The following is a 23887-nucleotide window of genomic DNA, read 5'->3' on the forward strand; positions in this document are numbered from 1 at the left end:
CGGGCGTGGGACTAGTGGGGAGGATGTGGTGCTAGCGAGGCGGGCGTGGGGCCGGTGGGGAGGATGTGGGGGCTAGTGAGGGCGGACGTAGGCACAAGAAAACCCCAGCGCCAGCAGTACAATGCCAGCGCCGGGGTTATTGCGGGGCAGGGGCCCAGCCAGACCAGCCGCTACTTGTTGGTGTTCAGGCTGTCGATGATCTCGTTGAAGGTCGCGGACGGACGCATCACTGCGAACGTCTTCTCGTCATCTGGCCAGTAGTAGCCGCCCAGATCCACCTCGTGCCCCTGAACATCCAGCAGCTCCTGGGAAATCTTCTCCTCGTTGGCCTCGAGGGCGTCAGCAACAGGCTTAAAGACCTCCGCCAGCTCGGCATCGCGCGTCTGGTCAGCCAGCTCGCGAGCCCAGAACTTCGCCAGGTAGAAGTGCGAACCGCGGTTGTCGATCTCGCCGACCTTGCGGGACGGGGACTTGGACTCGTTCAGCACGGCCTCGGTCGCAGCATCCAGAGCATCGCCCAGGATCGGAGTGCGCGGGTTGTTGTCAGTCTCCTGCAGCTTGCGCAGAGACTCCGCCAGCGCCAGGAACTCACCCAGGGAATCCCAACGCAGGTGGTTTTCCTCTAGCAGCTGAGCCACGTGCTTCGGAGCGGAACCGCCGGCACCCGTCTCAAACAGGCCACCGCCGGCGATCAGCGGCACGACGGACAGCATCTTCGCGGAGGTGCCCAGCTCCATGATCGGGAACAGGTCCGTCAGGTAATCGCGCAGCACGTTACCGGTGACGGAAATAGTATCCTCACCAGCGCGGATGCGGTCGAGGGAGAGCTGCATGGCCTCCTCCGGCGGCAGAATGCGGATATCCAGACCCTCAGTGTCGTGATCCTTCAGGTAGGTCTCCACCTGCTTCTGCACGTTCACGTCGTGGCCGCGCTTCGGATCCAGCCAGAACACAGCCGGCGCACCGGTGGCGCGGGCGCGGGTCACGGCCAGCTTCACCCAGTCCTGCAGCGGAATGTCCTTGGTCTGGCATGCGCGCCAGATGTCGCCCTCGGCAACCTCGTGCTCCATCAGCACATCACCGGCGCCATTCAGCACCTGCACACGACCCTCGGCCTCAATGCGGAAGGTCTTGTCGTGCGAACCGTACTCCTCGGCCTTCTGAGCCATCAGGCCAACGTTCGGGACAGTGCCCATCGTGGTCGGGTCGAAAGCACCGTTCTTGCGGCAGTCATCGATAACTACCTGGTAGATGCCCGCGTAGGAGGAATCCGGCAGAACAGCCAGCGTATCCTGCGTTTCGTCGTTCTTGTTCCACATCTGGCCGGAGGTGCGGATCATCGCCGGCATGGAAGCGTCCACGATCACGTCGGAAGGCACGTGCAGGTTGGTGATGCCCTTGTCGGAGTTCACCATCGCCAGGTCCGGGCCGTCCGCCAGGGCCTTATCGAAGGCCTCGCGGATCTCTGCGGCACCTTCGACCTCGCCAGCGTCCAGCACATCCAGGATCGCGCCCAGACCGTTCTCGCCGTTCAGGCCAGCGGGCAGCAGCTTGTCGTCGTACTGCTCAAACACATCGGCAAAGTAGGCGCGCACTGCGTGGCCGAACATGATCGGGTCGGAGACCTTCATCATCGTGGCCTTCAGGTGCACGGAGAACAGCACGTCCTCCGCCTTCGCGCGCGCCACCTGAGCCCGGAAGAAGGTGCTGAGGGCGTCGGCACGCATCACGGTGGCGTCAATAATCTCCTTGTCCAGAACCGGCAAGGATTCCTTCAACACCTGCGTCTCACCGTTCGGCTTGACCAGTTGGATGCGCAGCGTGTCGTCACCGTCGATGATGACGGACTTCTCGTTGTGACGGAAGTCGTCTGCCTCCATCGTGGCGACATTCGTCTTGGACTCTGGCGACCACTTGCCCATGCTGTGCGGGTGCTTGCGTGCGAAGCTTTTCACAGCCTTCGGCGCGCGACGGTCAGAGTTGCCCTGGCGCAGAACTGGGTTAACGGCCGAACCCTTCACAGAGTCGTAGCGGGCCTGCGCATCGCGCTCCTCGTCGGTCTGCGGCTCCGCGGGGTAATCCGGCAGGTCGTAGCCCGCCTTCTGCAGTTCCGCGATGGCGGCCTTCAGTTGCGGGATGGATGCCGAAATGTTCGGCAGCTTGATGATGTTCGCATCTGGGGTTTCGGCCAATTCGCCGAGCTCTGCCAGGGCATCGTCCACCTTCTGCTCCGCCGGCAGCACGTCGGAAAACGCGGCCAGGATGCGGGCGGCCAGCGAGATATCGCGGGTCTCCACCTCCACTCCAGAGGTAGAAGCAAAAGCCTCCACGATTGGCTTCAAAGAATAAGTCGCCAAGAGTGGGGCTTCGTCGGTGCGGGTGTAGATGATCTTTGCCATGTGGCGTTCGTCTCCCAGCCTCTAGTTAGTCAGTTGATCTTTTAGTGGTTTACGATCCAAGAATACGGCAAATAGCGAACCCGTGAATGTTACGGGGTTATTGGCCACCGTGCGGCCGGTTTGTGTTTAAAGCTAAAAAATTTTTTTGACGCCTACCCGCCGCACTTTCGCGACCTATCCGTCGCGCTTCCAGCCGCCCGTCAGCCCGCCCAATCAACCCCCGACCAATCGTCCCCCGCCCAATCAACCCCCGAAAGCGAGCGATGCCCGTGAGTCAGACCCGACTGACCAAGCTTCCAACCCGGCGCCCCGTCCCGCGCCAGACAGAAATCTCCACCCGCCACCGCTACATCGCCATGGTCGCTATGGCCCTGGGCGGTTTCGGCATTGGCACCACGGAGTTCGTGGCGATGGGGCTGCTGAACCTCATCGCGGAGGATTTTGCGATCTCCGAAGACCAGGCAGGCCACGTGATCTCCGCCTACGCACTGGGAGTGGTTGTCGGCGCCCCGTTGATCACTACGCTGACTGGTTCCATTCCGCGCCGGCGCTTGGCGCTGTTGCTCACCGCTGCGTTCATCATCGGCAACGGCCTGAGCGTGTTCGCGCATTCCTACTGGTTGCTGATGCTGTCCCGCTTCATCGCGGGCTTCCCACACGGCGCGTACTTCTCTGTCACGGCGCTGATTGCCGCCTCGATGGCGCCTAACGGCAAGCGCGGTAAGGCAGTGGCGTTGACGGGCATGGGGTTGTCCATCGCCACGGTCATTGGCGTGCCGGTGGCTCAGTGGTTGGGCTCTACGTTTGGGTGGAATGCGGCCTTCGCGATGGTCGCGGTCATCGGTATGGTCACCTTCGTTGCTCTGTGGTTCACGGTGCCGCACATGACGTTGATGCCGCGCACGAAGCCGATCACGGAGCTCGGCGCACTGGTGAACTCGCAGGTGCTGATGACCCTCGCCGTGGGCACCGTTGGCTTCGGCGGCATGTTTGCGGTCTATACCTATATCTCTTGGACTTTGACGGAGAATGCGGGCTTCAACGGCGACCTCATCTGGATTCCGCTGATGGTCTACGGCGTGGGCATGGTCATCGGCACCTATATCGGCGGAGTGCTGGCCGACCGCAACCTGGAGTATGCGATCCTGGGCACCCTACTTTCGCTGGTCGTGGTGCTTTCTTCCTTCTACTTCCTGTCCCACAACGCCGTGGCGGGCATCATTAACTTCGGTGTGATCGGCCTGCTGGGTTCCACCCTGGTGCCGAACCTGCAGACCCGCCTGATGGACGTTGCCGGCGATGCGCAGACCCTCGCCGCGGCTCTGAACCACTCTGCGCTGAATATGGCCAATGCGGCGGGTGCGGCGGTCGGCGGCGCGGTTATTGCTGCTGGTTACGGTTATTCCACCCCTGCGCTCGCCGGTGCGGCGATGGCTGCGTGCGGCGCGTTGCTGTGGGTTCCTGCCTATTATTTACGACGCCGTCAGCTTGCGGCCGCCCGCGCGTGAAGTCGGACACTCGAAGGTAAATCGGGCTTAGTAGGGTAGTGCGCATGAAGTCTTTGACCATTGCGACGGTGAACGTCAACGGTATTCGTGCCGCGGCGAAGGTACGGCACGAGGGTAATCGGGGGATCCTGCCCTGGCTGGAGGCCACCCCTGCGGACGTGGTGTTGATGCAGGAAGTGCGCGCCGACGAAAAGCAAACCCGCGCTGCCCTGGAGCCCGTGCTGGGGGAGTGGCACCTGGCGCAGGCGCCGGCCGCCGCCAAGGGGCGGGCGGGCGTGGCCATCCTGTCGCGTTTGCCCCTGCGGGACGTGCAGATCGGCTTCGATGGAAGCGCTGGCGCAGAAGAGTTCGCGGACTCCGGCCGCTACATTGAGGCCACGGTGGATGCCGGGGATCAGCCGGTGCGCGTGGCCTCGCTGTATCTGCCCAGCGGTGCGGCGGGGGCTGAAAAGCAGGACGAGAAGTACCGCTTCCTGGATTCCTTCGGCGAGTACCTGCAAGCGCGCGCTGCACAGGCCGAACAGTCTGAACTGCCTGAGTTAGTTATCGGCGGAGACTGGAACATCTGCCACCGCCGCGAGGACCTGAAGAATTGGAAAACCAACCGCAAGAAGTCCGGCTTCCTGCCGGACGAGCGGGCCTTTATGGACTCGCTGCTGGGAACCTTCCCGGATGAGGCGACCCAGGTTTCCGACGATCAGGATGCCGGACGCAATGGCAACCCGGCTGGGGTGGCTGGCGATTTCTTCGGCGCAGTGGAATACGCGCCGGGCGCAGCCGCACAGGCCCGCCTGGCCACCGGCGCCGCCGCGGAGCCGCACTACTTCGACGTGATGCGCCGCGTACTGCCCGACCAGGCCGGGCCGTATTCCTGGTGGACCTACCGCGGTCAGGCCTTTGACACCGACGCAGGCTGGCGTATCGACCTGCAGGTGGCAACAAAGGGGATGCTCGACCGGGCGCTGCGCGCGAACAAGGTGTGGGTCGACAAGGCCGCGGCCTATGACCAGCGCTGGTCGGATCACTCGCCAGTGCTGGTGGAGTACGCATGCTAACCGTCCTCTACGTCCTGGGGCTTACCGCCGAGTCGATGACGGCGGCGTTGGCTGCGGGACGGCAGCGGATGGACATGTTCGGCGTCATGCTCATCGCCGCCGTGACCGCCTTCGGTGGCGGTACGGTGCGTGACATGCTGTTCGGCCACTACCCATTGCGCTGGGTGGACGAGCCAATCTTCCTGGCGATCGTGCTCATCGCCGCGTTGGTAACGGTGCTGGCGAGCTTCCTGATGGACTACTTCCGCACCATCTTCCTGGTGCTGGATGCAGTGGGTCTATCCACCTTCGCCCTGCTCGGCGCACAGGTGGCGTTGGAGATGGGGCATAGCCCTCTGATCGTTGTGGTGTCCTCCGTGGTGACGGGAGTTTTCGGCGGCGTGCTGCGCGACATCCTCTGCGACCGAGTGCCGCTGGTGTTTAACGAGGAGCTCTATGCCTCTATCGCCATCCTCGTGGCCGTGATGTACATGAGCATGCTCCACTTCAATCTGGACGAGACGATTGGCAGCCAGTTCGTCATTATCATCTGCCTGGTCTTTGCCTTCGGCCTGCGACTATTGTCGATTTTCTACCGCATTTCCCTGCCCGTTTTCGAATACCAAGAGCGCGAATATGTGCGCGATCCCGCCGGGCGGCTGACCATGTGGGCACTCAACAAGGCCGGTGTGCGTCGCCGAGAGATGCGCCGGCGCAGCCTGGGGGCTCCACGTGCCCCGAAGGACAAAAAGGGGCAGAAGAAGCGGCGAAACGAAAACCGGTTTGAACTGGTCGATCGGGGGGAGTTTGAGTACGAGGACGATGGGGCGTCACTAAACCCGCCCACAGAACCCGACAACCGTGACGAGTAAGGTTACCTACTATGAACCAACCTGCGAAGAAACAGCGCGTCGTCTCCGGCCTGCAGCCGACCAGCGATTCCTACCACCTGGGCAACTACCTGGGTGCCGTCAAGCAGTTCATTGAGCTGCAGGAAGACTACGAGACTTTTTATTTCATCCCCGACCAACACGCCATCACCGTGCCCGGCTACAACCCGAAGGACCTGCGCAAGCGCACCCTTGCGGGCGTGGCACAGCTGCTGGCGTTGGGCATCGACCCGGAGCGCTCCACCCTTTACGTCCAATCCCACGTGCCGGAGCACACGCAGCTGGCATGGGTTCTGATGTGCATCACCGGCGACGGTGAAGCACGCCGCATGACGCAGTTCAAGGACAAGTCGGCAAAGCAGGGCGGCGACAATACGACCTCCGGCCTGTATGCCTACCCGATGCTGATGGCTGCGGACATCCTGCTGTACCGCCCGCACCTGGTTCCGGTGGGCGAGGACCAACGGCAGCACCTGGAGCTCACGCGCAACCTCGCGGAGCGTTTTAACTCCCGCTACAAGAAAACCTTCGTGGTGCCCGAGGGCTTCATCCCCGAAGGCGCGGCGAAGATCTACGACCTGCAGAACCCCACTGCCAAGATGTCGAAGTCCACGGACAATCCCAAGGGTCTGATTAACCTGTTGGACGACCCGAAGGTCTCCGCCAAGCGCATCCGCTCTGCCGTGACCGACAACGACGGTGAGATCCGCTACGACAAGGAAAACAAGCCGGGCGTATCGAACCTGCTGGTCATCCAGTCCGCCCTGGGGGACAAGAGTATCGACGAGCTGGTGGAGGGGTACCAGAAGGCCGGCTCTGGATATGGTGACCTGAAGAAGGACACCGCCGAGGTGCTGGAGGCATTCTGCTCCCCGCTGCGCCAGCGCTACGACGAATACATGGCGGACCCCGCGGAGCTGCACCGCATCCTCGCTAGTGGTGCAGAGCGAGCCCGCGAGATCGCGTCGAAGACCATCGAGCAGGTCTACGAGCGCGTGGGCTTCTTGGCAGAACAGTAAGGCAACAGTAAAGCGCGCCCGCGCCCGCCGTGCTTTACTAATGTGAGAATCTTCGAGACGAGACGACCGGAAGGAAGGGCCGTCCCCTTGGCGACCACCGATCCTGATAAGAAAAACCTGGATAACTACGGCGTGGAGCGATCCCGCAAAGACGATCCAGGTCCGCTGGATAAGTACCGCGAGAAGTGGCCGTGGCTAGACCACGTGCTGCGGATGCAGGATCGGTACACCGAACAGGGCGGCAACCAGTATGCCGCGGGCATCACCTACTTCTCTGTGATGACCATCTTCCCGCTGATGATGCTGGTGCTGGCCGTCATGGCCATGATTCTGGCCGGCAACGAAAAGCTGCTGAACGAGGTCATGGACAAGGTCGCCACCATGGGCGACGGCAACATGGGCGAGGTTCTGCAGACCATCATCGAGCAGTCCATTGAGCAGCGTAAGTCCGTGTTCTCCATCGGTCTGCTGCTGGCGCTGTGGACGGGGCTGGGATGGATCGCCCACCTGCGCCTGGGCGTATCCGAGATGTGGAAGGTCTCCGGCAAGGCCGATGGTTTCGTCTCTGGCAAGGTCAAGGACCTGATCGGCCTGCTGGGACTGCTGGTTTCCCTGATCGGCGCCTTCGCCATCACCACCGTTGGTAACTCCGGGCTGACCACCCAGCTGCTGGACATGGTTGGGCTGTCGGACGTCCCGGGTATCCGCTACATCACCTTCGCGGTGGCGCTGCTGGTGGCCTTGATCGCTAACTTCTGCGTGTTCTTCTGGATGATTCTTTACTTGCCGCGCACCAAGGTGCCACGCGGTTCCGCAGTGAAGGCGGCCATCATTGGCGCGGTTCTGTTCGAGGTGTTCAAGCAGTTCGCAACCATGTTCTTCTCTAAGGCACTTTCCAACCCGGCCGGTGCCGCCTTCGGTCCGGTCATCGGTGTGATGGTGCTGATGTACTTCATTTGGCGCATCCTGTTGTACTGCTCCGCATGGGCCGCTACTACGCCGGAATCCCTGGCTAACCTGCGCCCCGATGCACCCCCGGCCGCGGTTATTCGCGTGCGCCAGGAGGTACGTAGCGGAAGTACGGACGCCAGCCGCGCTGGCCTGCTGGGCGTAGGAGCTGCCGCCGGCGTAGTCGTCGGCGGGTTGGCCTCCAAGATTTTCCGCCGCTAGTTGCCCCCCGGCTCCGCTAGCGCCGGACGCGCGGGCAGCTAGGATCGTTAACCATGATTGACTCTGACATCATCGCGTCCCTGCCCAAGGTAGAACTCCACGATCACCTCGACGGCGGCGTGCGCCCCGCAACGCTGGTCGAGCTGGCCGAGAAGATCGGCTACGAGCTGCCTACCACCGACCCGGTAGAGCTGGAAAAGTGGTTCTACGAGGCAGCGAACTCGGGCGACCTGCCGACCTACCTGACGACCTTCGACCACACCACCGCCGTCATGCAGACTGTCGAAGGGCTGGTGCGAATCACCCGCGAGGCTGTCGAGGATCTGGCCGCGGACAATGTGTGCTACGCCGAGTTGCGCTACGCCCCCGAGCAGCACCAGGCGGATGGCCTGTCCCTGCAGCAGATCGTCGAGGCTACTGTGCAGGGTGTGAAGGAAGGCGAGCGTCTGGTCGCCGAGCAGGGCGGTCGCATTCACGTTCGCCTCATCCTCTGCGCTATGCGCCACGCGGATCGTTCCGAGGAGATCGCGCAGCTGACCGTCGATAACTACGGTGAACACACCCCGGGCGAGGGCTACGTCGTCGGCTTCGACATCGCCGGCGCGGAGGACGGCTTCCCGCCGTCGAAGCACGCTGCCGCCTTTGACCTGCTGCGCCGTAATCTTGTTCCTTTCACCATTCATGCGGGTGAGGCCGCGGGTGTGGACTCTCTTCGTGACGCCCTAGCGCAGGGTGCCCGGCGTATCGGTCACGGCGTGCGCGTCTACGAGGACTTTAATGCCACCATGAGCGGTATCGAGTTGGGACAGGTGGCCCGCTTCATGCGCGACCAGCGCATCGCCCTGGAGATCTGCCCGACCTCCAACACACAGACGGGTATCTGCGATGACGTGGCCGAGCACCCCTTCGGTCTGCTGTACGAGATGGGCTTCTTCTGCACGGTGAACACGGACAACCGGCTGGTTTCTGGCACCACCATGTCCCGCGAGTTCGAGCTGCTGGCCGAACACTGCGACCTGGAGCTGTGGCAGTTGCTGGAGCTCACGAACAACGCTCTGCAGGTGGCCTTCTGCGATGAGTCCTTGCGAGAGGATCTGGAGCGCAACGTGTTGTATCCGGCCTATGCCGAGATCGGCAACAGCCTGCCCGACGAGGCGATGGGCGAGGCAGTGGATGCCGAAGGTGCCGAGTTCTCCAACGGCATGCAGCGTCTGCACGGCCACGGTCAGCTAAGTGCTGCGGGCGCCGACGCGGGGCAGCAGGATATTGAGCTGTCGATGGAGAACCTGAAGGCGGAGCTGGAGGAGCTAGGCCTGAGCCTGGATGATGACGATGCCGACGAAGGCACGGGTGCAAGCGAGGACGGCGAGCAAACCTCCAGCTAGACCCATCTGAATGCTTTAAGTTCGCCCTCTAGCGGTTGGGTTCTGCCCCTGTGAACTGGCAAAATGCTCTGCATGGCGAATTCTGAAAGCATTCTGCGCAACCCCCGCGGCCTCCGCCGAATGGTGGCCCTGCTGGTTGTGATCTGCACGGGCGCAGCCCTCACCGCATGCTCGGAGACCGGCGGTCGCCCGCGCGGTGGCGCTTCCGGCGACGGCGGCGGGGGAGTGGATACCCCACGGTACACGGTGGCTATGGTCAGCCACGGTGCCCCCGGCGATACCTTCTGGGATCTCGTCCGCGCGGGCGCGGAGGATGCCGCCAAAAAGAACAACCTGGAGCTGCGCTATAGCTCTTCCCCACAGGCTCCCGACCAGGCGAACCTGGTGCAAAACGCCATCGACTCCCACGTCGACGGTCTGGCTCTGACCATGCCCACCGCCGAGGCTCTGGGGCCGGTCGCCAAGCGCGCGGTCAAGGAGGGCATCCCCGTGGTCGGCCTGAACTCGGGAATGGACCACTACAAGAAGTACGACCTCAGCGCATTCTTCGGCCAGGACGAGTCCGTCGCCGGTGAGCGCGCCGGCCAGCGCCTGGCGAAGGACGGCGCCAAGAAGGTGCTGTGCGTCATCCACGAGCAGGGAAACCCCAGCCAGGAAGCCCGCTGCGCAGGTATCAAGAAGGGGCTGGGCGGCGGCTCTGTGGAGAACCTCTATGTCAACGGCATGGACCTCACCAGCGTGCAGTCCACCGTGCAGGCGAAGCTGGCGCAGCAGAAGGACATCGACTGGGTCATGGGCCTGGTCGCTCCCGTTGCACTGACCGCGGTGCAGGCAAAGGAACAGTCCGGCTCCGACGCAAAGATCTCCACCTTCGACACCAACGCGGAGCTTGTCGCCGCGATCAAGAAGGGCACCATCGAGTGGGCCGTTGACCAGCAGCCCTACCTGCAGGGCTACATGGCCATCGATGCTCTCTGGCTGGCCAAGCGCAATGGCTCCACCGTCGGTGGCGGCCAGCCGGTGCTGACCGGCCCGTCGTTCGTGGATAAATCCAACGTGGACACGATCGCGGAGGCGGCAAAGGCAGGGCTGCGATGAAGGCGATGAACGTGCTCAAGCGCCCCGAGTTCACCTCCGTCCTCGGCGCGGTGCTGATCTTCGCGCTGTTCATGATCGTCGCCCCGTCGTTCCGCTCCTTCGACGCGTTCTCCACGGTGCTGTACGCCAGCTCCACGATGGGCATCATCGCCCTGGCCGTGGGGCTGCTGATGATCGGCGACGAGTTCGACCTGTCCTCCGGCGTGGCTGTCACCACCGCCGCCCTGGCCGCCACGATGTTGAACTACAACTTCTGGCTGAACTCCTGGGTGGGCGTGTTCCTTTCCCTCCTGATCGCCCTGGCCATCGGCGCTTTCAACGGAATCATGGTGATGCGCACCGGCATTCCGTCGTTCCTTATTACTCTCGCCGCGTTTCTGATGCTGCAGGGCGTCAACCTGGCAGTGACCAAGTTGGTCACCGGGCAGGTCGCGACCCCTTCGATCGCCGACATGGAAGGCTTCGAATCCGCCAAGGCGGTCTTTGCCTCCTCGGTGGATATCTTCGGGGTGCAGGTCAAGACGATTGTTTTCTGGTGGCTGCTCTTCGTGGCCCTGGCCAGCGTGTTGCTGTTTAAGACGCGCTTCGGCAACTGGATCTTCGCCGTCGGCGGTGATGCCGAGGCCGCCCGCGCCACCGGCGTTCCCGTTCGTCGTGTGAAGGTGATCCTGTTCATGTTCGTCGGCTTCGCCGCCTGGTTCGTGGGCATGCACAACCTCTTCGCTTTCGATTCGATCCAGGCCGGGCAGGGTGTCGGCAACGAGTTCCTCTACATCATCGCCGCAGTCATCGGCGGCTGCGCGCTGACGGGCGGGCGCGGCACTGCCATCGGCACTGCCATTGGTGCGCTGATCTTCGGCATGACGAACCAGGGCATTGTCTACGCGGGGTGGAACCCGGATTGGTTCAAGTTCTTCCTCGGCGCGATGCTGCTGTTTGCGGTGCTCACCAACAACTCTGTTTCGAAGTTCACGTCTGGGGGTCGTAGCTAAATGTCTTCTTCTATTGACGCCACCCCGATCATCAGCCTCCGCAATGTGGCCAAGGACTATGGCGACGTCCACGTGCTGAAGGACATTGACCTGGATATCTACCCGGGTAAAGTGACCTGCATCCTGGGCGATAACGGCGCGGGCAAGTCCACGCTCATCAAGATCCTCGCCGGGCGGCACAAGCACACCAGTGGCGAGGTGCTGGTCGACGGCGAAGAGGTCCATTTCAATGGGCCGAAGGATGCTCTAGACAAGGGCATTGCCACCGTGTATCAGGACCTGGCCGTGGTCGGTCAGATGTCCGTGTGGCGGAACTTCTTCCTCGGCCAGGAGCTCACCGGACGCTTCGGCATGTTGCGTGCTGACGAGATGCGCCGGATTGCCGCCGAAGAGCTGGAGAAGATGGGTGTGCACCTGGACGATGTCGAGGTGCCCATCGCCAACCTTTCCGGTGGCCAGCGGCAGGTCGTGGCCATTGCTCGCGCTGTGTACTTCGGTGCGCGAGTGATCATTCTGGACGAACCCACCGCAGCGCTGGGCGTCAAACAATCGGGTATGGTGCTGCGCTTCGTTAAGGCTGCCGCCGAGCGCGGGGTAGGCGTGGTGCTGATTACCCACAACCCTCACCATGCGTATCTGGTGGGTAGCCACTTCGTGCTGCTGAATATGGGGGAGAGGTCCCTGGACGCGGATTACTCCGAGGTCACGCTGGAACAGCTGACGCTGGAGATGGCCGGCGGGGGCGAATTGGATTCCCTCAACCACGAGCTGCGTGACCTGGGTTAAGCTTCTACTTCGTATCGGTGGAAGACGGCGGTAAGCAAAGGGGAGTGTTAACCTTCGGCGTAGATAACGATGGTCCAGCATTCCTGGGCCTGGACGTAATGTCGAAATAGGCCAGAATTTTAGATGAGCAACGAGAACTGGAACAGTTGGAACAACTATTACCCGTCGGCGACAGAATCGCAGCAAGCGAAGGAGACATCGCCGTGGGTCTATTCCATCGTGGCGATTGCAGTGATGGCGTTTCTGGTTGGCGTTAGCTTGGCGGCTTTTGCCATCTTGGGGAACAACAAAGATGATGGCGGTGAAAGCGCCGCCCCTGGGGATTCCACGCAGAGTTCAAGCACCGTGGCCGCGAAGTCTACAGAGCCTGCTGGAACAAATGAGTCCTCAGATGAGGCCACAGAATCCACCGAGTCTTCTGCGCCCTCGGGATCGCACAGCAGCGAAGAATCCACTGCGGCGCCGAAGACGCCGAACCCCGATGCCCCCGGAGGCTCTAGCGCAGGCGCGGGCTACAAACTCAGCAGCCACGGCTGGGAGGGGAGCCCCGCGTATTGCAACGCAGATGACGAGTGGCTCTACGCAGCTTACGGGGACGGCGATTATGTGGTGGTCTGCCAGGTAGGACGTTCCGGGGATTATTATTACCGCGGCGATGTGGGCGGGCATGAAATGGAGAAGGACGTGGATATGTCCTTTGCCGATCCGGCCCGGGGGAGCTATCGCGTACCTGTCGGCGGGGGAACGCGAATCGAGATCAACCAAAAGAGCCTGAAGGTTTTCGAAGACGGCAAACTGGCCAGCGATGTTAGGTTCGATGCATACTTTGTGGGCAACTCCTAGGCCTCTCAGCCCGAGGTTTCTTTTTGCTTTAGGTAGCCGGGTTGGTAGCTAAATGTCATAATGAGGCGGTTCGTAAACGCAGAATTTTTCGCAGCCAATAGTAGGGAGTGCGCATATGAATAACCCCAACCCTTATGGACAGCCAGGGCCGAACCCTGGTCCTAATCCGGGTAACCAGAACTCTTATCCGCAGCAGCAGCCACAGGGCCAGTTCGGCCAGCCGAACCAGTTCGCGCAGCCGGGATCGCAGGGGCCAAAGGGGCAATCTCTGCAGTGGAATCAGATCAGCGCGATTGTCGCCGGTGTAGCCGCGCTCCTGGTGGTGCTCTTCAGCTCCTTCAGCTGGGTTGCGATGGAGATTACCTACAACGAGAACAAGGGGAAGGTCGGCCTGAATGGTTGGGGTCGTGTCTCTGCCGATGTCATCCAGGGGACTGCTGGAGATCCCGGCAAGCTGGAATCAGAGGTTGGTAAGTCCGGGTTGGGCTTGTTTTTCACTATCCTCGTCGTAGGACTGTTGATCGCCGCGGCAGTAATGCTGTGGCTAAAGGTTCAGCCCCGAGTTGCTGCATTCCTGGGCATTGGCGCAGGCGCCCTACACCTCATTTGGGCAGTGTGGAACCTCGTTGACTTCAATGGCGAACTGAAGGAAGCCAAGGATGCGCTGGAGAAGCAGAAGGCGCTGTATGGGAATCTGGGGTCGTCGGCACAAATGGATTTGAATGTGGACGGTGGACCGCAGTTTTGGGTATTCCTGACGATCCTTCTTGCTCTGGCCATTATCGCCGCAGGCGTGCTGGTGATTGTGAGATTCGGTAACCAGATGAATGGTTCCGCTCAGCCCAACCAGTTCGGTCAGCCAGGTCAGTTTGGCCAGCCTGGTCAGTTCGGTCAGCCGGGCCAGCCGGGCCAGCCCAACCAGTTTGGTCAGCCAGGTCAGTTCGGCCAGCCAGGCCAGCCCAACCAGTTCGGCCAGCCGGGCCAGTCCAACCAGTACGGTCAGCCAGGCCAGTAATTAACTTCTCGCATCAAAAGAGCTCGCCAGCCGAAGCTGGTCGAGCTCTTTTGTTCTTTTGACCTAGAAGCGCGTGAAGCGCTTAATCAGGCCGTCCTCCAGGGCTTTCCAGCCCTTGGCTTCTTCGTCGAAAGGTGCAGACGGCTGCGCGTCCGACGGGGATCCCAGCATGTAGGCCAGGTAGTTCTGCAGTTTCGGATAGCTCAGCAGAATCTTGTTTACGCCGTCGTCTCCGGCCCAGTCTGCGGCATCCGCCAGCAGCTCGTAGGCCTGGCCCAGCTGGTCGGTATCCACCGCGTCGATGGATTCCGCGATATCGTCGCGCAGACCGGCGAAGGAGTACTGGTTCGAGTCGTGCACCGTGACCTCCAGCTCGCCAGCGTTCGCGGCACTGACAAGGTCGCCCCAAGTATCCAGCTCTTCGAGGTCGTGATCGTGGGCGTCAATAAGCCACCGCACCAGAGCCCGAGAGTTCGGGAAGGTATTGATCTCCCCGTGGCGCCCCAGGAAGCGCGGCTTGTCGCCGACGTAGCAGCGCAGGGTGTAAACGTACTGGCCGTTCAGGCTAACGCGGATCGGGTCGATGCCGGCTTCCGCCCAGATCGTCTTGTCGTAGGGATCGACGTCCTCGCCGTCCTTGGACTCCGCCGCTGCTGCCGCCTCGGCTTCCTTTTCCTTCTGGCGCTTGTCGCGGGCTTCCTTTGCCTCGTCGATCTTCTCCTGTGCCTTTTCTACCTTGTCCTCATCGACCTCGGGCTCGCTCAGGTGCTCTTCGACGTCGTCGAGCATGCCCTTCCAACGATCCAGCACGGTGCGACCGACGCCCGACCACTCCTCCAGGCCATTCTGGGACTGGTAGTGGTCCGGTCCACGGCGGACGTTATCCAGAATGGAATACGAGTGGAACCAGTTGTTAACGCTCTTTAGCCCCAACACGTTGCCCATGGAGCGCAGAAGATCGAAGCCACGGGCGACAGCCGTCGTCGATTCATAGCCGGGGCGCTGAGCCAACTTGCGGGGAACCTCGATCAGGTTGATCTTGCCGGCGCGGGAAGGGACGACGTTCGTCGGCAGGTCAGCCTTGAACTGCGACCACTTCGGGTGCTCGGCCAGCTCATTGCGGCCGCCGTCCTCTAGGAAGGCCAGCAATTTGGCTGGGGACTCAAAGACGAAAATGTCATCGTCGTCGCCCAGGAAGCCCTGCCAGCGTTCCCCCTTAACCAGCCAGTTCGGAGCCCACAGGGTGTACCAGGTGCCACTGACGGTCTCTACCTCTACGGCGACGATGCCGTTTCCATATGTCCTCATGCCATTATCTGCTGCCATGGCTAGGCATTCTACTAGGTTAGTCCGACGACTGTTCAGGTCGTCTGGTGCGTAGCTCGTTCGTCAACACAGCCGGCACCGTTTTCGGCATTTCTCCTAGAAACTGCGCCGCCAGATATTCGCGGGGCGGGGGAGTGCTGACGATGCGCGCTAATCCACTGCCATGGGAAGGTCCGTTGATCAGTGACATGTTCTTTGCTCCTTATGTTTTAGTCGGTCTCAGTCAGTACTAGTTAGTCTCAGGCAGCCGTCGGTCGGTAAAAGCCCCTGAAAGCCATTCCACTGTTTTCCTGCCGGATTGGGCTGATTTGCACCGGATCTCCAGCCTCGATCATGTGCTGGGAATCCACCACCATTGCTACGTGTCCATCCCATACAGCCAGGTCGCCCGCCTGCACCGCCGAACGTGCGATCTGTGGTCCTACCGCTTGCTCGTTGGAGGTGCGGGGTAGATCCACCCCTGCCTGCTGATAGGCCCACTGCACCAGCCCGCTGCAGTCCAGCCCTTTGCCCGGCACTGTTCCGCCCCATTGGTACGGCGTGCCGAGCGCAGTTTTCGCCGCCGCTACCGCAGCGGAGGCCTGGGAGGTGGGGGCAGAAGCCGGGGCTTTGGCCTCGTGCGCTGCAGGGGTCATCTCCGGAACCGTATCCGGGTTCCGCACAGGCAGACGCTCTGGAATCTGCTCCCGCTTCACCTTGTTCACGTCTGTCGTAAGCCCTCGCAGTTCGTCTTCCAAGGTATGCATGCGATCCTCGGCCCGCCCTATGTGCCGCAGCACCACGGGAAACGCAGCTCCCAGGGCGTTGACCCACCCGATTGGTCCCGCCGCACCGCTGCCCGCGACCGCCTGGCCAACCTCCCGCACACAGTCGTTCAGAATCCCGCCCAGATCCTTGATAGCCCGCCCGACGGCCTGTGCAGCCTGGCCCGCCAACTTGTCTAATGCCCCACCTGCTCCCAGCGCAGTCGAAACCGCCTTGGCCACCGAATCCAGGGAATGGTGCACGTTCCCGCCACCGCGTCCCTGCAGGGCAGCGGCCGCGAGGTTCCCCAGCCCCTCCAGCCCACTGACCCCGGCCGCACTGGCACTTGCACCCGGACTAAAAGGGGAGGGAATCGCCGCAACGAGGGGCGCGACCAGCCCCGCAATATCCAACATCTCAGACCTCCATCAGCCCGCCGAAGGCTTTGGAAAAAGTACTTTCATGCCCGTCGAGTACGCGATCTATGCTGGCCAGCGCGAATGTGGCGTCATTAAAATAGCTATCCGCATCCCGCAGCAACCCCTCGTGGGCGTCCCGCGCCGCAGTCAGCGCGCGCAGAAAATCTCCCAATGCAGGAGGCGCTACCGCCCCCAGGGTGCCGTGCAGCGCCGTAGTGCGGCCCTGCAGCGACGTACCCACGGCTTCGGTGCGCCCCTTCAACAACCCCACCAGCTCTGGATCGGCCCGCAACGTATCGCCCATACCCTCGTCCCCCTGAGGCATAGAAACCCTCCCCAAATAATCGCTCAGAACAGTTAGACTCAGTAGCGCATCAAAAGGTTCAATCGGGGATCAACTAATGTGGGGAACCATGGAAATTCAGGTGGTCAATCATCCGCTCGTCGCCTCTCGCCTCAGCATCATGCGCGACAAGAAAACCAATAACGCACAGTTCCGCGCCGCACTGTCTGACCTTGGCGCCATGCTGATCTACGAAGCCTCGGCTGATCTGATGGTCGAGAACTTCGAGGTAGAAACCCCCGTCGCTACAGCCACGGGCGCGCGACTGGAAAAGCCCCCGATCATCGTGCCCGTCATCCGCGCAGGCCTAGGCATGATCGACCCGGCGCTGTCCATGATCCCCGACGCGCAGGTCGGGTTCATCGGCATGGCTCGCGACGAAACCACGCACGAGCCCGTGCCCTACTTGGAGGCTCTGCCCCAGGATCTGCGCGACCAGCCGGTGTTCCTAGTAGACCCGATGCTGGCCACCGGCGGCTCGCTGCTGCACGCCATCCGCCTGCTGGAGGGTCGCGGCGCCAACGACATCACCTGCGTGTGCATGGTCTCTGCTCAGCCGGGCGTGGATGCTCTGCTCACGGCCAAGGTCGGTGTGCGCAAGCTCGTTACCGCAACGATCGACCCCGACCTGAACGAGGCCGCCTATATCGTCCCGGGCCTGGGCGATGCCGGCGACCGCCTATACGGCCCCCGAAACATCGACCTGTAGGCGCTCCAACAGCGCCTCCACGGCCTGCGCGTCGGCCCCCGGCTCCGCGCTGACCTCCAGGTAGAACTTCGCCTTCGGCTCCGTGCCCGAGGCCCTGGCGACCACGCGCACTGCCAAGTCCGCCGAGTGTCCGACCAGCCGCACGCCGTCGGTGCGATTGCCGGCGGAATCCTCAATCGGTCCGGCCTGTACAGCCACGCCCGCCAGCTCCGCCGGTGGGTTCTTCGCCCAGCGCGCAATCAGCTCGCCTGCTTGCTCCGCACTGTCGAATCGCGCGCTGACCTGCGCAGTTCTGAACACTCCATAGGTTGCTTCGATGTCGTCCAGCTCTGCGCCCAGGTCCGCCTCGGCCGCCCAGGCCGCCGCGATCAGCGCCGTTGCAATGCCGTCCTTGTCCGCCACGATGTGCGGCGCCGGTGCCGTGCCGATCGCTTCCTCGTAGGCAAAGGCCAGTTCGCCGGGCCGACCATGAGCCGCCCGCGCAAGGTTCTTAAAGCCCGTCAGCGTCTCCACGTAGTCCCATCCCTCGGCGCGCGCCATGCGCCCGAGCAGTTGCGAACTCACCACCGTCGTTGCCACTACCGGTTTGTTCCTTGTGGACGCCCCTACGCCCGCCAACACCCGGCGCGCCAGCAAGGGGCCGGCCTCGTCCCCGCGCAGCATGCGGTAGTCACCATCGGCGCGTTTCAATCCCAGCATGCAGCGGTCGGCGTCCGGATCCAGGGCAATCAGCAGATCCGCGTCGATGGCGCGTGCTTCTTCCAACAGCGCGTCGGTCGCGCCGGGCTCCTCCGGGTTGGGGAACTCCACGGTCGGGAAGTTGGGATCCGGCCAGCGCTGCGAGGCGACTGTGTGGACGTTGCCGAAGCCGTTCTCCCGCAGCGCCCACTCCATAGCGTTGCCGCCCACACCGTGCAGAGGCGTGTACAGGATCTTCAGCTTGCGGCGTGGCGCCAGCTCGTCCTGGCGACCGGTCGCCACCAGCTTGCTGAGATCGGAGACATAGCCGGAGACGGCTGACAGGTCCACGGATTTCGCCTCGGAACGGGGGATCGCGGCCGCGTCGGTGGGCTGGGCAGCAATGTGCTCTTCGATTTGGCGGTCGGCGGGGGAGACCAGCTGCGAGCCGCCGTCCAGGTACAGCTTGTAGCCATTGTCCTGTGCCGGGTTGTGCGAAGCCGTGATCTGCACGCCCACATCCATCCTCCGGGAGCGCACCAGCCACGCCAGTACTGGGGTGGGGGCTGGCTCCGCGATGAGGGTGACCTCGAAGCCCGCGCCGGCGAAGGTTTCCGCGGTGGCACGCGCCAGGGCGTGGGAGCCGTAGCGGGCGTCATAACCAACGGCTGCACGAAAGACCCCGTCGGCGCGCAAGGGGCGCTTCCGCTCCTTGAGCCACGCGGCCACACCGGCGGTGGCGCGGGTGGCGGTGGCCACGTTCATCTCGTTGTCGCCGGGGCCGACCTTTGCGCGCAGCCCGGCGGTGCCGAACTTCAGTTCGCTCATAGGCTGTTCACCAGCTCGCCCAGCAGCTTGCCCATGTCGCTGGCGGCATCCTTACCTGCTTGCAGAACCTCCTCGTGGTTCAGCGCTTCCCCGGTCATGCCGGCGGCCAGGTTCGTGACCAGCGAGATTCCCAGCACCTCTACTCCGGCCTCTCGTGCGGCGATGGTCTCGTACACCGTGGACATGCCAACCAGCCCGGCGCCCAGGGTGCGCAGCATGTGGATCTCTGCAGGGGTTTCGTACTGTGGGCCGGGCATCATCGCGTACACGGCTTCGCGCATGCCGGGGCGCAGCTGCTGCACCTTCGCGCGGAGCTCGGGACTGTAGGCATCCACCAGGTTGACGAAGTTCGCTCCTGTCAGGGGAGTCTTCGCGGTGAAGTTAATATGGTCGGCGATCAGCACCGGCTCTCCCACGCGCATGCCCTCGGTCAGGCCGCCGGCGGCGTTGGTCAGAACTACCGTCTTCACGCCCGCCGCAGCGGCGGTGCGTACTGCGTGGGCGGTGCGCCACAACTCGTGCCCCTCGTAGGCGTGGGTGCGTCCCAACAGCACCAGCACGTTGCGGCCGCCGATCTTTCCGCTGCGCACCGTCCCGCCGTGACCTTCCGCGGTGGGGGCCAGGAAGCCCGGCAGCTCCGCCATCGGGAATTCCTGTAGGTCCTCCGCGCCTTCGCACAGCACGTCGGCTGCGGGGCGCCAACCGGAACCGAGCACCACCGCGCAGTCGTAGGAGTCCAGTCCCGTACGCTCCTTCAATGCCTCCGCAGCGTCCGCAGCCAGTTGATAAGGGTCTTGGTATGCAGTCATGCCAATCAAGAGTACCGCAGGCGCTAGACTGAATAAGTCAGTCGAAGGAAGAGGGACGTGAGTAGGCAAGTGCAAGACGGCACACTAGAACACAGCGCACACTCTGTTGCCAAGTTCGTGCAGAACTGGACGCGGGACAATGTCCAGAGAGTTGTGGACTGGCGCCGTCACCTGCACCGCAACCCCGAGCTTTCCCACATGGAAACGGAGACCACGCGCTTCCTCGCCCAGGAACTAGAGCGCGCCGGGTTGCAGCCCGTTGCCTTGCCTTCCACGGGGCTCATCGCGGACATCGGTCCGGTCGGTGCTCCGCGCATCGCCTTCCGCGGGGATATCGACGCGCTGCCGCTGCAGGAGGTCACGGGGCTGGACTTCGCCTCCGAGAACCCCGGGGTCATGCACGCCTGCGGTCACGACATCCACACCACGGTCGTGTTGGGGTTGGCCGTCGCCCTTGCTGAGTTTGTTGACGCCCACGGCGAGGATGCCCTAGGGATTCAGGTGCGCTTCATCTTCCAGCCCGCGGAGGAAGTCATGGACGGTGGCGCGGTGGACGTGATCGAGGCAGGCGCGCTGAACGGCGTGTCCCGGATCTTCGCCCTCCACTGCGAGCCGAAGCTGCGCGCAGGTGAGATTGGCGTGCGCACTGGTGCTATCACCTCTGCCAGCGACGTGGTGGAGATCATCCTGCGCGGCCACGGTGGGCACACCTCCCGGCCGCACCTGGCGGCGGATCTGGTGTACACCGCGGGGCTGATTGCCTCGCAGCTGCCCGGATTGCTGTCGCGCACCGTCGACCCGCGCACCGGCACCGTGTTGACCTTCGGTGCGATCAACGGTGGCTCGACATTCAACGCAATGCCCCAGGAAGTACGCCTGCTGGGTACGTTCCGCACGGCCGAGGTTGGAGTGTGGCGTCGTGGTGAAGAAACGTTGCGTGAACTGCTAGAGCACCTGGTGGCACCTACCGGGGCGCAGCTCGAGATGCGCTACACCAAGGGCGTGCCGCCGGTGATGAACGACGACGTGTCCACCGCCGCGCTGGCGCAGGCCGTCAACGACGTGGACCCGAACGCCCTCAAGGAGGCCCCGCAGTCCACTGGTGGCGAGGACTTCAGCTGGTACCTGGAGCACGTTCCGGGCTCCATGGCGCGACTGGGCGCGTGGAATGGCAAGGGGGAGCGGCCTGACCTGCACCAGCCGGACATCATCTTCGACGAGCGTGCCCTGGGCATCGGCATCCGGCTGTTCGCCGGGGTTATTGACCAGTTCCGTTAAGGCGCTTCTGCGCGAACTTCATCGCGCTGCTGGTTAGCTGGTGGGTGCGCTGCCTGCGTTCGAACTTCCACTGGGCCTGCTGGGCGCGCTGCTGCCGATCACGGTGCTGAGCAGCAGGCCGAGGCGGACATTGCGGCCGCTACGGTACAGGCGGTCGATTTCGCGGGCAGAGTAGTAGGGAACCAGCTCTCGGGAGGCCTCCAGCTTGGGAAGGTCGGAAAAGATCTGCTCCAGTTCGCCTTCGGATACTGCGGCGGTGGCTTGCTGCACGCGCTCCTCGTACTCCGTCATGGTGAGGCGACCGTCGGCAAAGTGCTCTCCGAGGGTGCTGATCGCGTTACTGCGGTCGACGTCGGAGATGCGGATGTGCCTACGAGACGGTTCGTTCATACTCCTAACCGTATCACTAGCGGGCTAGCCGTCGAACCAGTCGAAAGTGCGCTCTACTGCGCGCTTCCATTTCGCGTACGCAACTTCGCGCTCCTGCGGGTCGCCTGCGGGGAAGTAGGTCTTTTCCTCCTGCCACAACGACTTAAGCTCTTCGAGGTCTTGGTAGAAGCCTACCGCCAGGCCGGCGGCGTAGGCCGCGCCGAGGGCGGTGGTCTCCGATACCTCCGGAACGGTCACGGGTACTTCCAGCTGGTCGGCCTGGAACTGCATCAATAGCGAGTTCACGACCATGCCGCCGTCGACCCGCAGGTTCTTCAGATCCACCTTGGAATCCGCGTTCATGGCCTCGACTACCTCGCGGGTCTGGAAGGCGGTGGCCTCCAGGGCGGCGCGGGCGATGTGCGCCTTGGTCACGTAGCGCGTCAGGCCGGCAATGACGCCGCGGGCATCGGGGCGCCAGTGCGGGGCAAGCAGGCCGCTGAAGGCGGGCACGATGTAGCAGCCGCCGTTATCCTCCACGCTGCGTGCCAGCGGTTCGATGTCATCGGCAGTGTCGAAGAAGCCCAGGTTATCCCGCAGCCACTGCACCAGCGAGCCGGTCACGGCGATGGAACCCTCCAAGGCGTACACCGCCGGCTGGTTGCCCAGCCGGTAGGCGACGGTGGTGATCAATCCGTGCTCGGACCACTGCGGTTCGGTGCCGGTGTTGAGCAGCAGGAAGTTGCCGGTGCCGTAGGTGTTTTTGGCCTCGCCCTGGCTAAAGCACACTTGGCCGAAGGCGGCGGCCTGCTGGTCGCCGAGGATGCCGGCGATCGGCACGCCCTGAACTGGCCCGCTGCGGCGTACCTTGCCGATCACCTCGGAGGAACTCACGATCTCCGGCAGCATGGACTGGGGAATGCCCAACATCTCGCACAGTTCCGGATCCCACGTCTGTGTCCGCAGATCCATCAGCATCGTGCGGGAGGCGTTGGTCACGTCGGTGACGTGCCGGGCATGACCGGCACGCCCAGCTTTGGACTTCTTGTGGGAGCGGCGGGTGAGTTCCCAGACGAGCCATGAGTCAATGGTGCCGAAGGCCAGCTCCCCGCGTTCGGCCTTTTCGCGGGCGCCGTCGACGTTATCCAGGATCCACCGGATCTTCGGCCCGGCGAAGTAGGTGGAGGCGTTGAGCCCGGTGCGCTCGGAGATCATGGCCTTTTGCTCTTCGCTGAGGGCATTCACAATTTCGTCGGTGCGCGTGTCCTGCCAGACGATTGCGTTGTAGATGGGCTTGCCGGTGGTGCGATCCCACACGACGGTGGTTTCGCGCTGATTGGTGATGCCCACCGCGGCGATTTCTTCCACCGGTATGTCGCTGGATGCTGCGGCGTCCGCCATGACACGCCGCATGTTGCGCCGGATCTCTTCCGGGTCGTGTTCTACCCAGCCTGGCCGTGGGAAGATCTGCCGATGCTCCATATGGCTGGAACTCGCGATCTTTCCATGGGCATCGAAGATGATGCAGCGGGTAGAGGTAGTCCCCTGGTCGAGCGCCAGCACATAGCCCCGTTTGGAGCTTTTCCACTTTGCCAAGGTTCCGGTGAGCTGATTCGTGAGGTTCTCTACCACTTAGTCTTCTGTGTTCTCGGTGTACTCGGCGGCTTCGTCCAGGTCGGCGTCTTCGTCCAGGTCTGCATCGGTTTTCTCCGCGGCCTCAGCCGGAGTCTTCTTACGCTGGCTCGCAAACGCCGCCAGAATCAGGATGGCCACGCCAGCGGCGCCACACAGCATGGTTACCCAGCGCAGCGCCTGCAGGGTGCCGGAGGAGTACTTGGAGATGTAGATGGTGCCCGCGTCGCAGGTGTACTTGACCTTCGAGACGTCCTCGGTGAACTTGATGGAGGTGTACACGCCCTTGTTCTTGGTCAGCGGCAGCGATACATCGGAGATCTCCAGATCATCCGCATTGAACTTCAGCTCCGCAGTCTCGATGCGGTCGGTCATTTCCTTGCCGCTCTCGTCGACCAGGCTGCACTGTCGGGCGTTCAGCGCATCTTCGTCGGTCAGCAGGAAGTACTCTTTGCCTGCCTTAACGTCGTAGCCCTTTCCGAAGTCTTTGACCCCCACCAGGGAGACGATGGCGGTGATCAGCGCGACGATCAGCAGACCGAGCCCCAGGAAGAGCATGCTCTTCGAGGTTTTCTTCTGCTCGGGGGCGTTGTCGACATTGCGGTGCGTCATA

Annotated in this window: 23 protein-coding genes; 13 read left to right on the top strand and 10 right to left on the bottom strand. The window is 62.9% G+C overall.

What is annotated here, in order from left to right; translation table 11 throughout:
* Positions 1–170: 170 nt before the first annotated feature.
* On the bottom strand, positions 171–2399 hold the full coding sequence (locus CRD15_RS05700) for an NADP-dependent isocitrate dehydrogenase (protein ID WP_043012513.1): 2229 nt from the start codon (positions 2397–2399) through the stop codon (positions 171–173).
* Between the two features lie 263 nt (positions 2400–2662).
* On the opposite strand from CRD15_RS05700, the gene CRD15_RS05705 reads away from it, so the two are divergent.
* From CRD15_RS05705 to CRD15_RS05755, 11 genes are all read left to right on the top strand, one after another.
* On the top strand, positions 2663–3907 hold the full coding sequence (locus tag CRD15_RS05705; protein ID WP_034972401.1) for an MFS transporter: 1245 nt from the start codon (positions 2663–2665) through the stop codon (positions 3905–3907).
* A 44-nt stretch (positions 3908–3951) separates the two neighbouring features.
* The gene (locus tag CRD15_RS05710; protein ID WP_043012511.1) at positions 3952–4962 is read left to right on the top strand and encodes an exodeoxyribonuclease III; all 1011 of its coding nucleotides are present in this window, start codon (positions 3952–3954) and stop codon (positions 4960–4962) included.
* A complete protein-coding gene (locus CRD15_RS05715; protein WP_043012510.1) occupies positions 4956–5813 on the top strand; it encodes a trimeric intracellular cation channel family protein in 858 nt (285 codons plus the stop codon). Before CRD15_RS05710 ends, CRD15_RS05715 begins: the two co-directional genes overlap by 7 nt.
* Before the next feature lie 11 nt (positions 5814–5824).
* Positions 5825–6850 carry a tryptophan--tRNA ligase gene (gene trpS, locus CRD15_RS05720; RefSeq protein ID WP_034972397.1) on the top strand — a complete coding sequence of 342 codons (1026 nt, stop codon included), beginning with the start codon at positions 5825–5827 and terminating at the stop codon, positions 6848–6850.
* Positions 6851–6937: 87 nt separating this feature from the next.
* A complete protein-coding gene (locus CRD15_RS05725) occupies positions 6938–8020 on the top strand; it encodes a YhjD/YihY/BrkB family envelope integrity protein (protein ID WP_187402129.1) in 1083 nt (360 codons plus the stop codon).
* 53 nt (positions 8021–8073) lie between these two features.
* Entirely contained in the window at positions 8074–9405 is a 1332-nt protein-coding gene (locus tag CRD15_RS05730) for an adenosine deaminase (RefSeq protein WP_187402130.1), read from the top strand.
* A 63-nt stretch (positions 9406–9468) separates the two neighbouring features.
* Positions 9469–10503, top strand: coding sequence for a sugar ABC transporter substrate-binding protein (locus tag CRD15_RS05735; RefSeq protein WP_034971195.1), 1035 nt, complete (start codon positions 9469–9471; stop codon positions 10501–10503).
* A complete protein-coding gene (locus CRD15_RS05740; protein WP_034971199.1) occupies positions 10500–11495 on the top strand; it encodes an ABC transporter permease in 996 nt (331 codons plus the stop codon). Before CRD15_RS05735 ends, CRD15_RS05740 begins: the two co-directional genes overlap by 4 nt.
* Positions 11496–12281, top strand: coding sequence for an ATP-binding cassette domain-containing protein (locus CRD15_RS05745; RefSeq protein WP_034971202.1), 786 nt, complete (start codon positions 11496–11498; stop codon positions 12279–12281).
* Between the two features lie 123 nt (positions 12282–12404).
* On the top strand, positions 12405–13124 hold the full coding sequence (locus tag CRD15_RS05750) for a hypothetical protein (RefSeq protein ID WP_187402131.1): 720 nt from the start codon (positions 12405–12407) through the stop codon (positions 13122–13124).
* A gap of 115 nt (positions 13125–13239) precedes the next feature.
* The gene (locus CRD15_RS05755; RefSeq protein WP_034992050.1) at positions 13240–14139 is read left to right on the top strand and encodes a hypothetical protein; all 900 of its coding nucleotides are present in this window, start codon (positions 13240–13242) and stop codon (positions 14137–14139) included.
* Positions 14140–14202: 63 nt separating this feature from the next.
* Here CRD15_RS05755 and CRD15_RS05760 read toward each other — a convergent pair whose 3' ends face one another.
* Genes CRD15_RS05760 through CRD15_RS05775 form a run of 4 tightly spaced genes read right to left on the bottom strand, consistent with a single transcriptional unit; the run spans position 14203 to position 16953 of the window.
* Positions 14203–15465, bottom strand: a complete 1263-nt coding sequence (locus CRD15_RS05760; RefSeq protein ID WP_034992046.1) for a hypothetical protein — start codon at positions 15463–15465, stop codon at positions 14203–14205.
* Between the two features lie 19 nt (positions 15466–15484).
* The gene (locus tag CRD15_RS05765; RefSeq protein WP_168163094.1) at positions 15485–15655 is read right to left on the bottom strand and encodes a hypothetical protein; all 171 of its coding nucleotides are present in this window, start codon (positions 15653–15655) and stop codon (positions 15485–15487) included.
* Between the two features lie 49 nt (positions 15656–15704).
* Positions 15705–16625, bottom strand: a complete 921-nt coding sequence (locus CRD15_RS05770; protein ID WP_034992043.1) for a C40 family peptidase — start codon at positions 16623–16625, stop codon at positions 15705–15707.
* A 1-nt stretch (position 16626) separates the two neighbouring features.
* A complete protein-coding gene (locus CRD15_RS05775; protein WP_237743889.1) occupies positions 16627–16953 on the bottom strand; it encodes a hypothetical protein in 327 nt (108 codons plus the stop codon).
* An 88-nt stretch (positions 16954–17041) separates the two neighbouring features.
* Between CRD15_RS05775 and upp the strand changes: the two genes are divergently transcribed.
* Entirely contained in the window at positions 17042–17680 is a 639-nt protein-coding gene (gene upp, locus CRD15_RS05780; RefSeq protein WP_034992068.1) for a uracil phosphoribosyltransferase, read from the top strand.
* Here the strand turns inward: upp and CRD15_RS05785 are convergent.
* Both CRD15_RS05785 and CRD15_RS05790 read right to left on the bottom strand, forming a co-directional pair.
* A complete protein-coding gene (locus tag CRD15_RS05785; protein WP_034971211.1) occupies positions 17651–19186 on the bottom strand; it encodes a phospho-sugar mutase in 1536 nt (511 codons plus the stop codon). The two genes, upp and CRD15_RS05785, sit on opposite strands and share 30 nt — an antisense overlap.
* Positions 19183–19995: a purine-nucleoside phosphorylase gene (locus CRD15_RS05790; protein WP_034971213.1), complete on the bottom strand. Its 813-nt coding sequence runs from the start codon at positions 19993–19995 to the stop codon at positions 19183–19185. Before CRD15_RS05790 ends, CRD15_RS05785 begins: the two co-directional genes overlap by 4 nt.
* Before the next feature lie 57 nt (positions 19996–20052).
* Between CRD15_RS05790 and CRD15_RS05795 the strand changes: the two genes are divergently transcribed.
* The gene (locus CRD15_RS05795; protein WP_187402132.1) at positions 20053–21273 is read left to right on the top strand and encodes an amidohydrolase; all 1221 of its coding nucleotides are present in this window, start codon (positions 20053–20055) and stop codon (positions 21271–21273) included.
* Positions 21274–21306: 33 nt separating this feature from the next.
* On the opposite strand, the gene CRD15_RS05800 is transcribed toward CRD15_RS05795, so the two are convergent.
* From CRD15_RS05800 to CRD15_RS05810, 3 genes are read right to left on the bottom strand one after another with little or no spacing between them, the layout of a single operon-like run.
* Positions 21307–21663 (bottom strand): DUF1707 domain-containing protein, encoded by a 357-nt coding sequence (locus tag CRD15_RS05800; protein ID WP_051893631.1) that lies wholly within the window; start codon positions 21661–21663, stop codon positions 21307–21309.
* 24 nt (positions 21664–21687) lie between these two features.
* Positions 21688–23274, bottom strand: coding sequence for a glycerol kinase GlpK (gene glpK / locus CRD15_RS05805; protein WP_043012500.1), 1587 nt, complete (start codon positions 23272–23274; stop codon positions 21688–21690).
* Entirely contained in the window at positions 23275–23886 is a 612-nt protein-coding gene (locus CRD15_RS05810; RefSeq protein WP_187402133.1) for a hypothetical protein, read from the bottom strand.
* Position 23887: the final 1 nt, after the last annotated feature.

The organism is Corynebacterium sp. LK28, from assembly GCF_014335105.1.
Lineage (GTDB): Bacteria > Actinomycetota > Actinomycetes > Mycobacteriales > Mycobacteriaceae > Corynebacterium > Corynebacterium macclintockiae.

What these genes read in the sequence shown, in the direction of transcription:
- CRD15_RS05700 (WP_043012513.1), bottom strand. Translation starts at nt 2,399, where the DNA reads ATGGCAAAGATCATCTACACCCGCACCGACGAAGCCCCACTCTTGGCG.
- CRD15_RS05705 (WP_034972401.1), top strand. Translation starts at nt 2,663, where the DNA reads ATGCCCGTGAGTCAGACCCGACTGACCAAGCTTCCAACCCGGCGCCCC.
- CRD15_RS05710 (WP_043012511.1), top strand. Translation starts at nt 3,952, where the DNA reads ATGAAGTCTTTGACCATTGCGACGGTGAACGTCAACGGTATTCGTGCC.
- CRD15_RS05715 (WP_043012510.1), top strand. Translation starts at nt 4,956, where the DNA reads ATGCTAACCGTCCTCTACGTCCTGGGGCTTACCGCCGAGTCGATGACG.
- trpS (WP_034972397.1), top strand. Translation starts at nt 5,825, where the DNA reads ATGAACCAACCTGCGAAGAAACAGCGCGTCGTCTCCGGCCTGCAGCCG.
- CRD15_RS05730 (WP_187402130.1), top strand. Translation starts at nt 8,074, where the DNA reads ATGATTGACTCTGACATCATCGCGTCCCTGCCCAAGGTAGAACTCCAC.
- CRD15_RS05735 (WP_034971195.1), top strand. Translation starts at nt 9,469, where the DNA reads ATGCTCTGCATGGCGAATTCTGAAAGCATTCTGCGCAACCCCCGCGGC.
- CRD15_RS05740 (WP_034971199.1), top strand. Translation starts at nt 10,500, where the DNA reads ATGAAGGCGATGAACGTGCTCAAGCGCCCCGAGTTCACCTCCGTCCTC.
- CRD15_RS05745 (WP_034971202.1), top strand. Translation starts at nt 11,496, where the DNA reads ATGTCTTCTTCTATTGACGCCACCCCGATCATCAGCCTCCGCAATGTG.
- CRD15_RS05750 (WP_187402131.1), top strand. Translation starts at nt 12,405, where the DNA reads ATGAGCAACGAGAACTGGAACAGTTGGAACAACTATTACCCGTCGGCG.
- CRD15_RS05755 (WP_034992050.1), top strand. Translation starts at nt 13,240, where the DNA reads ATGAATAACCCCAACCCTTATGGACAGCCAGGGCCGAACCCTGGTCCT.
- CRD15_RS05760 (WP_034992046.1), bottom strand. Translation starts at nt 15,465, where the DNA reads ATGGCAGCAGATAATGGCATGAGGACATATGGAAACGGCATCGTCGCC.
- CRD15_RS05765 (WP_168163094.1), bottom strand. Translation starts at nt 15,655, where the DNA reads ATGTCACTGATCAACGGACCTTCCCATGGCAGTGGATTAGCGCGCATC.
- CRD15_RS05770 (WP_034992043.1), bottom strand. Translation starts at nt 16,625, where the DNA reads ATGTTGGATATTGCGGGGCTGGTCGCGCCCCTCGTTGCGGCGATTCCC.
- CRD15_RS05775 (WP_237743889.1), bottom strand. Translation starts at nt 16,953, where the DNA reads ATGCCTCAGGGGGACGAGGGTATGGGCGATACGTTGCGGGCCGATCCA.
- upp (WP_034992068.1), top strand. Translation starts at nt 17,042, where the DNA reads ATGGAAATTCAGGTGGTCAATCATCCGCTCGTCGCCTCTCGCCTCAGC.
- CRD15_RS05785 (WP_034971211.1), bottom strand. Translation starts at nt 19,186, where the DNA reads ATGAGCGAACTGAAGTTCGGCACCGCCGGGCTGCGCGCAAAGGTCGGC.
- CRD15_RS05790 (WP_034971213.1), bottom strand. Translation starts at nt 19,995, where the DNA reads ATGACTGCATACCAAGACCCTTATCAACTGGCTGCGGACGCTGCGGAG.
- CRD15_RS05800 (WP_051893631.1), bottom strand. Translation starts at nt 21,663, where the DNA reads ATGAACGAACCGTCTCGTAGGCACATCCGCATCTCCGACGTCGACCGC.
- CRD15_RS05810 (WP_187402133.1), bottom strand. Translation starts at nt 23,886, where the DNA reads ATGACGCACCGCAATGTCGACAACGCCCCCGAGCAGAAGAAAACCTCG.